Raw genomic sequence first — 15039 nt, forward strand, 5'->3', positions numbered from 1 at the left:
CGGGGTCTTTGACCGACCTAGGCCGCGACGAGGTTCATCGCCTCGGCCGTGAGCTCGACCGAACGCAAACGGCCCTCGATGAACGGTGACTGGTGGGCGAGAATGAGCTCGTCGGCCTCGGTTGCGGCGGCGAACTCGTCGAGGTAGTCGCGCACCTCGTCGGCCGTACCGACCGCCGAATACCGCATCATGTTGGCGATGTTACGGCCCTCCAGCGTGGACAGAAAGACGTCGATTTGGTCGTCGCTGTACTCGGGGGTGGCCGGCCCGCGGGAGAGCATACCGCGCACCCGGGTGCGGCGGGTCGTCGCAAACTGGTGCACGGCGTCCGCTTTCTCATCGGCCGCGATCACATTGGCGGCAACGATAAGGTGCGGCGCATCGAGCTGCTTGGACGGCGTGAATTCGCGGCGGTACAGTGCGATGGCTTCGTGCAGCGCGTCGGGCGCGAAGTGCGACGCAAAGGCGTACGGCAGGCCGAGCGCAGCGGCGAGCCCGGCGCCGAACAGCGAAGATCCGAGAATGTACAGCGGCACATCAGTGCCTGCACCGGGCACGGCCTGTACGCCGGGCACGATCGACTGGCCACGCAGGTAGGCCTGCAGTTCCATGACGTCCTGCGGAAACTGGTCGGAAGCGCGTGGGTCACGGCGCATAGCCCGGGCCGTGTTCTGATCGCTGCCGGGCGCGCGGCCGAGGCCCAGGTCGATGCGGTTGGGGTAGAGCTCCGCCAGCGTGCCGTATTGCTCGGCTATCGCCAGCGGCGAGTGGTTGGGAAGCATGACGCCGCCGGAACCGAGCCGAATGGTGCTGGTCTGCCCGGCGACGTGGCCGATCAGAATGCTCGTCGCCGACGAACCGATGGTGGGCATGTTGTGGTGCTCGGCATACCAGACGCGCTCGTACCCGTGTTTTTCGGCGGTCTGCGCGAGCGCGACACTCGCCGCGAAACTCTCCCGGGCGGTCTGCCCGGGTGCAATCGGGGCGAGGTCAAGAATGGAGAGCGGCATAGTCATACTGGGGCCAACACACGCGCGCGCAAATCGTTACCCGGCGCCCGAAAGGAACTCAGCGGATCAACTCAGATGTGCGCTGCAGCCGGTTCAGCCAGTCGGCCGACTCCGGGCACGAAGCGCCCGAACCGCGCAACCCATGCGGCAGGAAGACCAACGCCGGTCAACCGCAGATCACCACCGTGTAACACAATGAAACATTTTCGCTTTAATCGTGCATTTCGCCAACCCTCGACCTACGCTCTTAGGCACAGACCAGCTCCGCCGACGCCGCCGGAGAGTGACATCGGGCTTCGAACCAGATCGCGCCGTACCAATTCGCGCACGATCGATTCGGGGCAAGCACTGTGATCCGGCACGTGCGTTCGCCAGGACATTTCACCTCGAGGTGCTCCGGCTGAAGTGGAACAACACCTATGACCGACGACGAACTCCTACTTGAAATCGACTACACCGACTACGCCAGCGCATGCCGTGACCCGCACATCACGCCGAATGAGGACCTCGTTCAATGCCGCCGCCTGCGTGGCCACGATGACGACACACACGGCACCCGGACCGGCGTGCGCGCCATCCGGTGGACAACCGGCGCCACTCCCCTGGCTGCGTAGCTGCCCCACCGGGTGAGCGGAATTGGCAACTTCGATCGCGTATGCTCTGCGGGTCGTGCGGCCGGGTGCCCTCTGGCGTCGCAGCGTGCGCGAGGATGGTGGGAGCGCCGCATGCGCGCGCTCACCGACGAAGGGGCACAGCCATGTTCACGGGGCTCAGCGCATTTCCCCTCACCCCGACCGACGAGACCGGCATCGACGAACGTGCTTTCGTGCGTCTGGTCTCCCGGCTCGCCGCGGCCGGTGTCGACTCGATCGGCGCCCTCGGCTCGACCGGCGGGTATGCCTACCTCAGCCGTGAGCAGCGTGCCTGGGCGGCACGGGCCGCGGTCGAGGCGGCCGGTACGACCCCGGTCATCGTGGGCATCGGCGCGCTCCGCACCCGGCAGGTACTCCACCTGGCAGCGGATGCCCACGCCGCCGGCGCCGCCGCGGTGCTGCTCGCGCCCATGACCTATCAGCCACTCACCGACGATGAAGTCTTCGGACTCTACGAAGACGTCACCGCCGAGCTGGCGATTCCGCTCGTCGTCTACGACAACCCGGGCACCACGCACGTCACGTTCAGCGACGAGTTACACGGCCGAATTGCCGCGCTGCCGAACATCGGCTCGATCAAGATTCCGGGCATGGCCACCGATGCTGCCCCGGCAAGAGTCGCCGCCCTCCGCGCACTCGTTCCCGCGCACGTCACGATCGGCGTTTCCGGGGACTGGCTGGCCGCCGGCGCCCTGACCGGCGGCGCCGACGCCTGGTACAGCGTGCTCGGCGGGCTTTTTCCCGAGACCGCCCTGGCGATTACCCGCGCGGCCCAGGTCGGCGACACGGCGGCGGCCGTCGAAGCCTCCGACCGGCTCGAGCCGCTCTGGGCGCTCTATCGCCGGCACGGCAGCCTCCGTGTCATGTCCGCCGCCGCCGAGGCGCTCAACCTCGTGGCGTCGCCCAACCTGCCACTCCCGCTGCTCGGCCTAGACCCTGTCTCCCGCAGCGAACTCGAGGCGGCCCTGCACGAGCTGGGCCTCGACGGCTGAGGACGGCATCCGCTTGCTGAGGCGGTTAGTGCGCGAGCGAGATTCCGTGCCCGATGCGGCGAAACAGGAACGCGGCCACAATGGCTCCGACGACGAAGAACCCTGCTCCCCACCAGTAAGCGACCGCATAACTCTGCACGGCGGCCTGGGCGGCGACCGCTGCCGTGGCCGGCAGATGGGCGGTGACATAGTTGGTTGCCGCGGTGGCCGCGAGGGTGTTGAGCAGCGCGGTACCGATGGACCCGCCAACCTGCTGGCTGGTGTTGACCATGGCCGAGGCGACGCCGGCGAATTGGCCGTCGACGCCGAGCGTGGCGGTCTGCATCGATGCGGGCATGATCGTTCCCATCGCCAACCCGAGAATCATCAGGGGCGGTAGCACGTCGAGCACGTAGACGCTGTTCAGATCGAGGTGCGTGAGATAGATCATGCCGATCGCGCCGAGGCTCATTCCGAGGGGTACCAGAATTTTGGGTCCGAAGCGGGGCACAAAAATGTTCGTTGACAGCTGGGCCGCCAGCACGAGCATGGCGATCATCGGCAAGAAGGACACACCGGTTTGCATCGGCGAGTACTGCAGGGAGGTCTGCAGGTAGTAGGTCACGAACAGAAAAATGCCGAACATGCCAGCGCCGGCAATGAGAATCGACACGTAGGCGGCCGCACGGTTACGATCCAGCACGATGGCCAACGGCAGAAGCGGATGCGCCGCCTTGCGTTGCCAGAGCACGAAGGCGACCAGCAGAATGCCGGCGACCGAGAGAGAACCCCAGGTCAAAATGGAGTCCCAGCCGTCGGTCTCGGCGGTGGAGAATCCGTAGACCAGACCGAACAGGGCGCCGGAGACCAGCAGGGTGCCCGGAATGTCGAGCTTGGGGCGAGGACCGGTGCGGGTGGTGTGACTGACGAAGATCGCCGCGCCGACGATCGCAACAACGGCGATGACGACGTTGATATCGAGGTTCCAGCGCCAGTCAAAGTTCTCCGTGAGGTACCCGCCAAGGAGCAGGCCGACGGCGCCGCCGGCGCCGGCGATCGCGCCGAACACCCCGAAGGCTCGGGCCCGTTCCTTCGGAATGACGAAGGTGGTCGTGAGTACCGCGAGTGCGGTTGGCGCGAGCAGTGCACCGAACGCACCCTGCAGGGCGCGGGCACCGACGAGCATACCGAAGCTGTCGGCCGCTCCACCGAGAGCGGAGGCTGCCGCGAACCCGACCAGACCGATGATAAAGGTGCGCTTGCGGCCGATCAGGTCGGAGAGACGACCGCCCAGCAGAAGCAGGCTGCCGAAAGCGAGCGAGTAGGCGGTGACGATCCACTGGCGGTCGCCGTTCGAGAAGCCAAGGTCGGCCTGAGCCGACGGCAGGGCGATGTTGACGACGGTCGAATCGAGCACGACCATGAGTTGGGCGAGGGCGACGACGCTGAGGGTCCACCAGCGGCGCGAGGTCGGCGGTGCAGCGACGACCACGGGCGACAAGACGGAGGAGGTCTGTGACATGTCGGATACTCTATACGAAACTAAACAGTTCCGGATATTAACAGTTCCTGAATATGCGATGATTTCACAAACGCGAACCGAAGGGCCCAGCGATGACGCTCAACGCGAGCCAGCTCGACACGATCACTGAAGTGAGCCCAAAACTGGGTCGCAAACGCGACCACACCCGCGACCCCGAGATTCTCGACGCCGCCCTCGAAGTGCTCGCCGAAACCGGCTATGACGGAATGACCATGGAGATGGTGGCTGCCCGTGCGAAGGCGGGCAAAGCCACCCTCTATCGCCGCTGGCCGTCGAAGGGCGAACTCGTCATCGACGCCGTCGCCAACATGAAACGCGGCGACTTCGACCGCGACCACCTTCCCGACACCGGAACGTTACGCGGCGACCTCGTGGCCATGATCAAACCGCACGCCATTGAAGATGGCGCCCGGAAGATGCGCATCATGGCCGGGCTCATGTCGATGATCTCCCGCAACCCGGAACTGGCCGAGGCGGCGCGCGCGGTGATCGTGGAGCCGCGGGCATCCGCTAATCGTATTCTGCTGCAGAGGGCCGTTGACCGTGGTGAGATTTCGGCGGACTGCGACATCGACAACCTGGCGATGCTGAGCCAGTCGATGGCCATCTACCGGGTGTTCGTGCTGCAGAAACCAGTCAACCGGGACTTCTTTATTCGGCTGATCGACGGGGTCGTGCTGCCCGCCGTCGGGCTGGGCCATCCGGCAGGCGATTAGGCCGTCAGGTCCAGCACAGCACGCATGATGCTGTCCACGTCGATGCCGTGGTAGCGATAGACGTCCTCAACGTCACCGGCCTGGCCGAACCGACTCACCCCCAGATGGCGGCTTTTCACCTGGTTCACCCCGGCGAGAAAGGCCAGGGTGTGCGGGTGTCCGTCGAGAACGGTGACCATCGGCACGGCACGCCCCGCCGGCAGAATCTGGTCGAGGATCCAGGTGGGCGCATCGTCCTGGCCGTTCCGGCTCTGCAGAGCCTCAAAGAGCAGGCCGGCGCTCGTGACGCACAGCACGTCGACGTGCGTTCCGAGCGCGGCCAGCCGATCGGCGGCGGCGAGCGCGTCGGGCACCATGGCGCCCATCGTGACGATCACGGCATCCGCTTGTAGGGCTGTGGCGAGCAGGTACCCGCCGGCGACGGTCTGGCGACGACGACGTTCCCGAGCGGCCGGGTCGATGGGAACCGCCGCCAGCAGCTGGTCGATTGGCTTGGTCGACAGCCGAAGGTAGGCCGATTTGCCGCCTTCCCGGCCCATTTGCGCCATCGACGCGAGCAGCGTCCACTCCACGTCAATCGCGAACGCCGGCTCGTAACTCGTGCAGCCGGGCTGTTCAAGACCGATCGACGGCGTTTTGATCGACTGGTGGGCGCCGCCCTCCGGTGCGAGCGTAACGCCCGACGGTGTGCCGACCAGAATCGATTGCCCGCCCGCATAGATGCCGTAGGACCATGGCTCGAGTGCCCGCTCGACGAACGGGTCGTAGAGTACGCCGATGGGAAATAACGGCTGTCCCCACCGACTCCAGGTGGCGCCGAGTTCGCTGATCAGACCGACCAGGTTTACCTCCGCAATGCCGAGCTCAAGGTGTTGCCCGGTGGGGTTTTCCCGCCAGTGCATGATCGTCTCGGCGTCATCGCCGAACCAGTCGTGGCGTTCCTCGGTCGACCAGACCCCCACTTTATTGAGCCACCCACCCAGGTTCGTGCTGGAGCTCACGTCGGGACTGACCGTGACGACGCGGCGGGCCGCCTGCGGAGCAGCCCTGGTCAGATCGAGCAGGGCCCGGCCGAGGGCGGCCTGCGTGGTGGCCGTTCCAGACGGTGTGCGGCCAAAATCCGTGGGAATGGCCGGCGGAGCGACGGCCTCGATAGGCTCCCGGCGAAGGCTTCGCGCCGTACTGGTGCAGAGCCGACCGGCGTCGCTCGTCGCGTCGAAACGCTGCCAGGGGGCATCCGGATTCTCGCCCATACGCGCCGCGAGGTCGCGGTACTGGTCGATCGTGAGCAGGGACGAGTGGTTCTGTGGGTGCCCCTCGGTTGGCAGCCCGTGTCCCTTCACCGTGTAGGCGATGATGACGGTGGGTTTGGTGTCGTCGATTTGCGCGTACGCCGCGCGCAGGGCGCCGAGGTCGTGCCCGCCGAGGTTTTTGATCGCCTGCACCAGCGTGTGGTCATCGACGGCCGTGAGAATATCAACGATCGCCTGGCGGCTTTCGCCGTCGCCGGGAAGCCGTTCGCGCAATTCGACGGCCGAGCAGCGAATCAGACGCTGATACTCCGGATTCGACATATCCAGGATGCGCCGGCGCAGCACGTCACCGCCGGCGCGCTCCATCAGACTCTCGAGCAGTCGCCCGAACCGAACCACGATGACCTGCCAGCCGGCCGCGGCGAACAGAGCCTCGATCTTGCCGGCGGCGATGTTGGGCACGACCCGATCGAGAGACTGCCGGTTCAGGTCGACGATCCAGACAATTTCGCCCAGATCGGCGACGCTCGAATCGATCACGGCCTCCCAGACGGCGCCCTCGTCGAGTTCCGCGTCACCGACCAGGGAGTATTGGCGGCCACGGTTGAGCACACCGGTCAGGCTCTCGGTGTAGCGGCGGGAGATGGCACCCCAGATCGGGGCTGTCGCGCCGATGCCCACCGATCCGGTGGAGTAGTCGACCGGGTCAGGATCTTTGGAACGGCTGGGGTAGCTTTGCAAACCGCCGAATTCGCGGAGCGTGGTGAGGTATTTCTGGTCGAGACTGCCCAGCAGGTAGTTGATGCCGTGCAGAACGGGCGAGGCGTGCGGCTTGACCGACACCCGGTCTTCGGCGCGCAGCTGGCCGAACCAGAGGGAGGTCATGATCGTGACAATGGACGCGCTGGAAGCCTGGTGGCCACCGACCTTGATGCCCGAGCTGTTGGTGCGCACGCGGTTCGCGTGGTGCACGATGGAGGTGGCCAGCCAGAGCACCCGTTTCTCGACCGCGGCAAGCGTGTCGAGCTGGGGGTCACCGTAGGCGATCTCCGGGTCGAACTGGAGCTGGTCGACCGGTTCCATAGTTTCTCCCTCGAAACCTGACGGTGGGCGGCGGCGCACATCGCACACGTGAAAGTGCAACATTGATTACCGGTCTGCGCAACCGGACCGCTTGGCGTTGAGCATTGTGCTCACCTGTCGGCGCTTGTCGTCACCCCCGCCGTTCACAGTGCACGGCGTGTGGAGAATCGTCACGGCGGTGTGCGCGGGTATCCTCGTTGGGTGCACCTTACCCAGCAGACCCGGGTGCTCGGGGCCACCGAATGGCGGCGCCTCGAGCAGGCCCATGAACACCGCGCCGATACGTTTACCCGTGGCCGCCGGCAGCGCGCGGCAACCGGACTGACGCATCCGGTTGACGATTTTCTGTTCACCTATTATCCGTTTCGTCCCGGGCTGTTGCGCCGCTGGCATCCCGGCGCCGGCGGACGGTTGCAGGGCGCCGCCGACTACCCCCGCGCAAGCTGGAAGTGGTACCGCACCGTGGGCAGCGACAGCCAAGTGGATGCCGCCGCCTTCTCCGAAAAGAATGAGCGCCTCCTGCGCTTTATCGGTTCACTGCTGTCTTCGACCCGGCAACGACCCGCCCATTTCGGCTGCTTCGGACTGCACGAGTGGGCAATGGTCTACCGCCAGGGTGAGCACCGTCACGTCGCGCCGCTGCGGCTCGGCCAGCTTGATACCGACGCCGTCGTCGACGGTAACCGCATAGCCTGCAGCCACTTCGACGCGTTTCGATTCTTTACCCCGGCAGCGATTGGGCTGAACCAGCTGCACCCTTCCCGGGAGAATCAGCCGATGCTGGAGCAGCCCGGCTGCCTGCACGCCGGCATGGACATCTACAAGTGGGTGATCAAGCTCGGCCCGCTGGTTCCCGGCGAGGTTATGCTCGACGCCTTCGAGCTCGCACGCGACATTCGCCGGCTCGACATGGAGGCCTCCCCCTACGACCTGAGTGACTGGGGCTACGCGCCGGTTGAGATCGAGACTCCCGCCGGCAAGGCCGAGTATGTGCGTCGCCAGCGCGGTTTCACCGAGCGCAGTAATGTGCTGCGCGACCGTGTCGTGAGCCTTCTGGTCTGACTCAGCGTGCCCGGGTGCCATCGAGCACGGGTTGCCCGTCTCTTCTCAGGTTTAGACCTGGCAACCGGTGGAAACCCCGCACAGCGGTGATCTGCGCGCGGCGCCACGAGCGCGATCCGCGCCCACAACCTCCTTCGACACCCATCGGGGGCAGTCCTACCAAACCGGACAGGCCAGGGCTCCGGAGCATCAGTGCGGCCCGGGTAAACATCGGCCCGGGTAAACATCGGCCCGGGTAAACATCGGCCCGGGTAAACATCGGCCCGGAACAAAACAACGGATAGGAGCTCTCATGAAGACGATCACGTCGACTCGATCGTCAACGATGCTCTCGGTGGCGTCGGACTCGGCCGCTAACCAGTCCGGCGAAAAGCTGGGGCGCCTCCCACTCGGGAGGCGCCCTTCTTGGGTATCAGGCGCGCGGGTAGGACTCGATGATCTCGCGCATGCGCGGCAGACCGAACTGGTCGGCGATGGCTGCGCCACTGTGCGCGCCGAGGCGGGGGTCGGCATCCGTGGTGAAATGGGTGAATGTTGCACCGTAGCGCTCCCGAGCACCGTTTTGTCCCGTCCCTCGACGGCGTACAACTCGCCACCTACGAGCTCGGCGACCCGGAGCATCCGACCGTTTTCGTGGTGCACGGCTTCGCCTCGAGCGCGATCGCGAACTGGCACGCCACCGGATGGACCCGCGACCTGACCCGGGCCGGCTTTCACGTGATCGGTATCGACCAGCGCGGCCACGGCGCGAGCGACAAACCGCACGTGGGCGAGGCATACACGATGGAACTGCTCGTCGCCGACGTCGAGTCGGTGCTCGACGCCTACCTGCTCACCGAGGTGCGCTACGTCGGCTACTCACTCGGTGCCCGGGTGGGCTGGCAGGCCGCCCGCGAACTTGGCGGCCGCATCACGCAGGCGGTACTCGGCGGCATCCCCGACGGCGATCCGCTCAAAAGTTTTCAGATAGCGGATGCCCGCGCCCACCTCGAGCACGGCGCCGACGTCACCGACCGCCTCACCGGCGTCTACCTCGAGATGGCCAGGGCACTGCCGGGCAACGACCTCTCGGCGCTCGTCGCCCTGGTCGAAGGCATGCGCGGCGGCCCACAGCCCGGTGCCGCCAATGCGCCGACCCAGCCGCTGCTCTTCGCGACCGGAAGCGAGGACAGCATTCTCGACGCGTCCCGGGCCCTCGCCGAGGCGACGCCGAACGGTAGTTTCTTCGAGATTCCCAGCCGCAACCACTTCAACGCGCCGACGTCGCGGCCGTTCCGAGAAGCGGCGATCGCATTCCTGAAGGCGTAGTTGCCCGGCGTCAGCCGAGCGAAACGGTTCCGTCGTCGTCATGCCAACCCGGATTGCGCGCGACCCCAAGATGACGCCGCTTCGGTCGGTGACGTGTCCGTGAAAGATGTATGCGCGCGAGCAGGTCTGTCGTTTCCGTTACCCGCCACGCCCGGGCGACGATCGCCGAGGCATCCGCTGTGAAGGTCGCCGAACGCGCCTTTACGCCGGCTGCGAACTCTTCGACTACCGTTGAACTATGACCGCACCAGACACCACTGCGCAGAACGAGGCAGAAAATGCCACTGCAACCAAGACATTCGCCGATCTCGGGCTCAATGACGCCATGCTCAAGGCCCTTAAAGTCGTCGGCTACGAAACCCCCTCGGCCATTCAGGCCGCCACTATTCCCCCGCTGCTGGAAGGTCGCGACGTTGTCGGACTCGCCCAGACCGGTACCGGCAAGACGGCCGCGTTCGCGCTGCCCATTCTGAACCGTCTCGACCTGTCGCAGAAGAACCCGCAGGCACTCGTGCTCGCTCCCACCCGCGAGCTCGCTCTGCAGGTCTGTGAGGCGTTCGAGAAGTACGGCGCACACATTCGAGGCGTGCACGTGCTGCCGGTTTACGGTGGACAGGGTTACGGCGTGCAGCTGTCGGCCCTGCGCCGCGGGGTGCACATCGTCGTCGGTACTCCCGGCCGCATCATGGACCACCTCGAAAAGGGAACCCTCGACCTCTCGGAGCTCAAGTACCTGGTGCTCGACGAGGCCGACGAGATGCTCAAAATGGGCTTCGCCGAAGACGTTGAGACCATTCTCGCCGACACCCCCGACGACAAGCAGGTCGCCCTGTTCTCGGCCACGATGCCGGCGCAGATTCGCCGAATCTCCCAGAAATACCTGCACGACCCCGCCGAGATCACGGTCAAGACCAAGACCACGACCTCGTCGAACACGACCCAGCGCTACCTGATGGTCTCGTACCCTCAGAAGCTCGACGCCCTCACCCGCATTCTCGAGGTCGAGAACTTCGAGGGCATGATCATCTTTGCCCGCACCAAGAACGAGACCGAGCTGCTCGCCGAGAAGCTGCGTGCGCGCGGCTATTCCGCGATGGCGATCAACGGCGACGTGCAGCAGGTGCAGCGCGAGCGCACGGTCAACCAGCTCAAGAGCGGCAAGCTCGACATTCTCGTTGCAACGGACGTCGCCGCTCGCGGCCTCGACGTGGAGCGCATCAGCCACGTGGTCAACTACGACATTCCCATCGACACCGAGTCCTACGTGCACCGCATCGGCCGCACCGGCCGCGCCGGCCGAAGCGGCGCAGCGATCAGCTTCGTCACCCCGCGAGAGCGTCGCCTGCTCACCGCGATCGAAAAAGCCACCCGCCAGCCACTCACCCAGATGCAGCTGCCCAGCGTGGAAGACGTCAACGTGACGCGCCTGACCCGTTTCGACGATGCCATCACCGCTGCACTCGACGAGACCGATCGCATCAGCAAATTCCGCGACATCATCGCGCACTACGTGTCCCACCACGACGTGCCCGAGGTTGATGTGGCGGCGGCACTCGCCGTGGTTTCCCAGGGCGAGACTCCCCTACTGCTCTCCGCCGAGGATGTTCGGGCACAGCAGCGCATCGAACGTGACGAGCGGGTCGAACGTTCGGAGCAGCGCGGCGATCGCCCCGAACGTGGCGGGCGTTCAGACCGCCCGGACCGCCCAGAGCGCTTTGGGCGCGATGACCGGGGCAGCCGCGATGACCGGGGCAGCTACGGCGCCCGCGACGACCGGCCGGTGCGCAGCGAACGCCCGGTGCGTTCGAGCGGCAAGCCGATGGCGCAGTATCGCATCGAGGTCGGCAAGCGTCACAAGGTGGAGCCCCGCCAGATCGTCGGCGCCCTGGCGAATGAGGGTGGGCTGAGCCGCGACGACTTCGGCCATATCAAGATTCTGCCGGAGTTCTCACTGGTCGAACTGCCCGCTGATCTGTCGCGCGACGTGTTCTCCAAGCTGGAGAACACCCGCATCAGCGGCAAGCTCATCGAACTGCGCGCCGACAAGGGCGGCGCCTCGCGCTCCGCCGATCAGGGCGATCGCCCGCCGCGCGCGCCGCGCCGCGAGTACTAGAACCGCAGGCTAGAGAACATCCCCGTCTTTTCTGACGGGGGTGTTCTCTGGCATCTCGTCAGCCGGCGGATACGTCGATGAGCACCTTGCCGGTGACGCCACTTTCGACGGCCGCGTGGGCATCTCCGGTGTGAGCGAGATCGAAGCGGTGGAGCGGCAGTCCCGCATCGTCACCGACCGCCAGCGCGCCGTCCACGAGCGCTTCATTGATGCTGGCGGCGGCCTGCCGCACCACTTCGTTGCCCACCGTGTACAGCAGCACAAACTGGTACCGCACGTTGAGGCTGAAGTGCTTGCGAACGTCAAGCGTCATCTGGTCGCCGCCGTTATTGGCATAGACCGCGATCGATCCGCGATTGCGAATAACCGAGAGGTCGAGAGTCGAGTTCTGGGCGGGAGCGACCTCCACGATGAGATCCACGCCGCCCGGTGCGATGCGTCGAATCTCAGCGACGACATCGGAGTCGGTGTAGATGAACACGTGATGGGCGCCAGCGTTCGTCGCCAGCGCTGCTTTCTGAGGACCGCTCACGGTCGTGATCACGGTGGCCCCTGCCCAGCGGGCCAATTGAATGGCTGCGTGACCGACGGCACCGGCTCCGCCCGCGACGAGCACGAACTTGCCGTCCAGAGCCCCCGGATGTAACCGGCGCGGCCCGTCCTCAGCCACCGTCAGCGCACGGTAGGCGGTGATCGCTGGCACGCCCAGGCTGGCCCCCTGGTCGAAGCTCGCGGCGGAGGGCAGCAGAAAGACACGTTCTGCCGGGAGCACCGCGAACTCCTGGGCGGTACCACCGTGCGCCAACTGATACGCGGCGAGTGCCAGCCAGACGCGGTCACCGACGGCCACGTTCGAGACTCCGGTGCCGACAGCATCGATGATCCCCGCACCATCCTGGTTCGGTACGACGTCGGCGAACGGGAGCGCCTCCCCCGGCGCGGAGCCTCGGCGCGACTTCCAGTCGGTCGGGTTCACCCCGCTCACGACGATGCACACGCGCACCTCGCCGGTACCGGGATCAGTCACCGGCCGATCAACGAGTTGCAGTACGGACGGGTCGCCGGTCTCTCGGTACACAATGGTTTTCATGTGAGACCTAACGCCTGAGGCGCCGAAATGTTTCCACCAACTTTGGCGCGGTGCGTTCACTCGTAGCTTCGAGGCTGCCGCGAATCGAGGTCCCCTTTTCGTGGCTCTGGAATCGAGTGGATGTCGACAACCGTCTCGTCGGGAAGAACGGTACTACGCTTTGACATCGACCCATTCGTGGCCGAGCGCTGCCAGAACAGCGCCTCCAGCAGTGACCTGAGCAACCATCGCGGCCAGCCGCTCGGCGTCGTCGTCTGCAATGTGAAGCACTGCATCGCGCCCGTAATCTGTACCCAGGATGAGCACCCCGCGCTGGCGCAGCTCGGCCTCGATGCGTCCGGCATCCGTGTGGGAGAGCGCGAGCGTGAACAGCTCGCGGCGTTCGCGCGCCACGACGAGCCCGCGGGTTTGTGCCTCGTCGATCGTGGTCAGGACAGCCTCCGAGTAAGCGCGCACGAGGCCTCCGGCACCGAGGAGTGTGCCTCCGAAGTAGCGGGTGACGACGGCCACGCAATCGACGAAGCCGCGTCCGGCCAGCGCCTCAAGCATGGGTCGGCCCGCTGTGCCCGACGGTTCACCGTCGTCATTCGAGCGACGCACCTGATCGGGGGCTGCTGAGGGCCCGAGCACGAACGCCGAGCAATGGTGGCGGGCATTCCAGTGGTCCTTGCGCGCGTCGTCGATCACGGCGCGCGCGGCATCCTCGGTCGCTGTTCTGACCAGGCGGCACAGAAACCGAGACCGTTTGACCTCAATTTCGGCATCAACGCGACTGCCATCGCCGCCGTGCAGAGTGAGATCGGGCATGCACCCAGTCTGGCGCATCTAGGGCTTAAGGCTGCTCGATGCCTGAACGCTGCGCGCGCCCTCGGGCTTTCCCGCCCGCACCCAAATTTGGTGCACAATGAGCGAGACCAGCAAGGATGCCCCGAGACTAAGCAGCGGCAAGCCGCGCGACAGATTCATGATCAGCGTGAACAGCACGACGACGGCCCCCACGAGGTTCAATACCAGGGAGGCTCGGTGGCCCTCCTGAAATGAAAACCTGGCCATGGCCAGCAGCCCACCCAGAAAGCTCAAGAACACGGCCACGGCATAGTACAAAACCAGATTTTGATCGTTTGCGCCGGCAATGATCGTGATAATCACCGCCAACACGGTAAAGAGCACCACTCCCCACACCGGTGCATGCCGGCCATTGGTGCGCGCCAGGGCTGCCGGGAGGATGCCGACGAGCTCACCGTCCGCTCCGGCATGCCGAGCAAGTGCCTTGAGCATCCCCGGCCCAGCCTGAAAGGAGGAACTCGCCGCAGCGAGCAGGAGCAGGGCGGTGGCCAACTGGAAGGCCGCAAAGACCGGCGCGGGTGCCGCCACCCGGGCCAGTTCAGCGATTTGCGTTGTGTCCGGCCCGGGAACGCCGATCTGGAGGTGAACCAGCTCCAGGGCGAGCCCTATTGTGATGGTGCCGACCACGCCCAGCGTGAGCCAGAGCGTGAGCCTTCCGAACCGCCGCCGGCCGGCATCGTCGAGTTGGCCGAGCTCGGCGATGGCCGTGGACGGTGCCTCCACCCCGGTGGCCAGGGCCATGGCGACCGGGAAGGCAAGAAGCACGGCCAGGATCGGCATATGCGGAGCAGTGTCGGCGATCATTCCGCTGTCTTGGGGATCCACGCCCAGACCATAAATCAACACGAGTGCGGCCAGCACGATGAAGGTAAGTGTCATTCCGGCGAAGATAACGCGACCGAGATGCCCGACCAGCGTGACCCCGGCAACCAGGAGCAACAAAGCGATAGCTATGCCGACTCGCCACGGAGCAAGCGAAGGAAAGTAGGCGATAGCAGCCGATGCTCCAGCCGAAACGCTCACGGCGATCGTCAGTACGAAGTCCACGACAAGAGCACCGATGGGAATGAAGGACCAACCGTCTCCAAACGCTTCACCCACGGCGGCCGACGCACCGCCGCCCTTGGGGTAGCGATTGATCAGCTGGCGGTAATTTACGATCACGAGCGCGATGATCGCCATCACGAGGCCCATCGTCGCCAGCAGCAGCGAGAGATCACCACCGAGCGCGCGCAGCGCCGCCTCAACCGCGTAGGCGACCGACGACACGGGGTCTGCCATCACAGAGAAGGCGAATGCCACCAGCAGCAGCCCCCGGGAGGCGAACACCCCGCGAAACCGGTTGCGGCGTGACTTCGCGGGCGATCCAACGGTGTCGGGCACGAGCAACC

Annotated in this window: 12 protein-coding genes; 6 read left to right on the forward strand and 6 right to left on the reverse strand. The window is 65.7% G+C overall.

What is annotated here, in order from left to right:
- Positions 1–17: 17 nt before the first annotated feature.
- A complete protein-coding gene (locus tag IWX77_RS08505) occupies positions 18–1016 on the reverse strand; it encodes an LLM class flavin-dependent oxidoreductase (RefSeq protein WP_196844081.1) in 999 nt (332 codons plus the stop codon).
- 413 nt (positions 1017–1429) lie between these two features.
- On the opposite strand from IWX77_RS08505, the gene IWX77_RS08510 reads away from it, so the two are divergent.
- Positions 1430–1624 carry a hypothetical protein gene (locus tag IWX77_RS08510; RefSeq protein WP_196844082.1) on the forward strand — a complete coding sequence of 65 codons (195 nt, stop codon included), beginning with the start codon at positions 1430–1432 and terminating at the stop codon, positions 1622–1624.
- A 143-nt stretch (positions 1625–1767) separates the two neighbouring features.
- Entirely contained in the window at positions 1768–2655 is an 888-nt protein-coding gene (locus IWX77_RS08515) for a dihydrodipicolinate synthase family protein (protein WP_196844083.1), read from the forward strand.
- Between the two features lie 25 nt (positions 2656–2680).
- Here IWX77_RS08515 and IWX77_RS08520 read toward each other — a convergent pair whose 3' ends face one another.
- Positions 2681–4156 carry an MFS transporter gene (locus tag IWX77_RS08520; protein ID WP_196844084.1) on the reverse strand — a complete coding sequence of 492 codons (1476 nt, stop codon included), beginning with the start codon at positions 4154–4156 and terminating at the stop codon, positions 2681–2683.
- Positions 4157–4248: 92 nt separating this feature from the next.
- On the opposite strand from IWX77_RS08520, the gene IWX77_RS08525 reads away from it, so the two are divergent.
- Positions 4249–4893 carry a TetR/AcrR family transcriptional regulator gene (locus IWX77_RS08525; RefSeq protein WP_196844085.1) on the forward strand — a complete coding sequence of 215 codons (645 nt, stop codon included), beginning with the start codon at positions 4249–4251 and terminating at the stop codon, positions 4891–4893.
- Here the strand turns inward: IWX77_RS08525 and IWX77_RS08530 are convergent.
- The gene (locus IWX77_RS08530; protein WP_196844086.1) at positions 4890–7229 is read right to left on the reverse strand and encodes a transketolase-like TK C-terminal-containing protein; all 2340 of its coding nucleotides are present in this window, start codon (positions 7227–7229) and stop codon (positions 4890–4892) included. The two genes, IWX77_RS08525 and IWX77_RS08530, sit on opposite strands and share 4 nt — an antisense overlap.
- Before the next feature lie 201 nt (positions 7230–7430).
- Here IWX77_RS08530 and IWX77_RS08535 point away from each other — a divergent pair, with 201 nt between their 5' ends.
- From IWX77_RS08535 to IWX77_RS08545, 3 genes are all read left to right on the forward strand, one after another.
- Complete coding sequence (locus tag IWX77_RS08535) at positions 7431–8291, forward strand: 3-methyladenine DNA glycosylase (RefSeq protein WP_327012138.1); 861 nt, start codon at positions 7431–7433, stop codon at positions 8289–8291.
- Positions 8292–8822: 531 nt separating this feature from the next.
- The gene (locus IWX77_RS08540; protein WP_196844087.1) at positions 8823–9599 is read left to right on the forward strand and encodes an alpha/beta fold hydrolase; all 777 of its coding nucleotides are present in this window, start codon (positions 8823–8825) and stop codon (positions 9597–9599) included.
- 238 nt (positions 9600–9837) lie between these two features.
- Entirely contained in the window at positions 9838–11712 is a 1875-nt protein-coding gene (locus tag IWX77_RS08545; protein WP_196844088.1) for a DEAD/DEAH box helicase, read from the forward strand.
- A 58-nt stretch (positions 11713–11770) separates the two neighbouring features.
- On the opposite strand, the gene IWX77_RS08550 is transcribed toward IWX77_RS08545, so the two are convergent.
- The 3 genes from IWX77_RS08550 to IWX77_RS08560 form a co-directional block, all read right to left on the reverse strand.
- The gene (locus IWX77_RS08550; RefSeq protein WP_196844089.1) at positions 11771–12802 is read right to left on the reverse strand and encodes an NADPH:quinone reductase; all 1032 of its coding nucleotides are present in this window, start codon (positions 12800–12802) and stop codon (positions 11771–11773) included.
- A 153-nt stretch (positions 12803–12955) separates the two neighbouring features.
- Positions 12956–13609: an IMPACT family protein gene (locus tag IWX77_RS08555; RefSeq protein ID WP_196844090.1), complete on the reverse strand. Its 654-nt coding sequence runs from the start codon at positions 13607–13609 to the stop codon at positions 12956–12958.
- Between the two features lie 18 nt (positions 13610–13627).
- Positions 13628–15031, reverse strand: coding sequence for an APC family permease (locus IWX77_RS08560; protein WP_196844091.1), 1404 nt, complete (start codon positions 15029–15031; stop codon positions 13628–13630).
- Between the last annotated feature and the right edge of the window lie 8 nt (positions 15032–15039).

This window comes from Cryobacterium sp. CAN_C2, from assembly GCF_015751745.1.
GTDB lineage: Bacteria > Actinomycetota > Actinomycetes > Actinomycetales > Microbacteriaceae > Cryobacterium.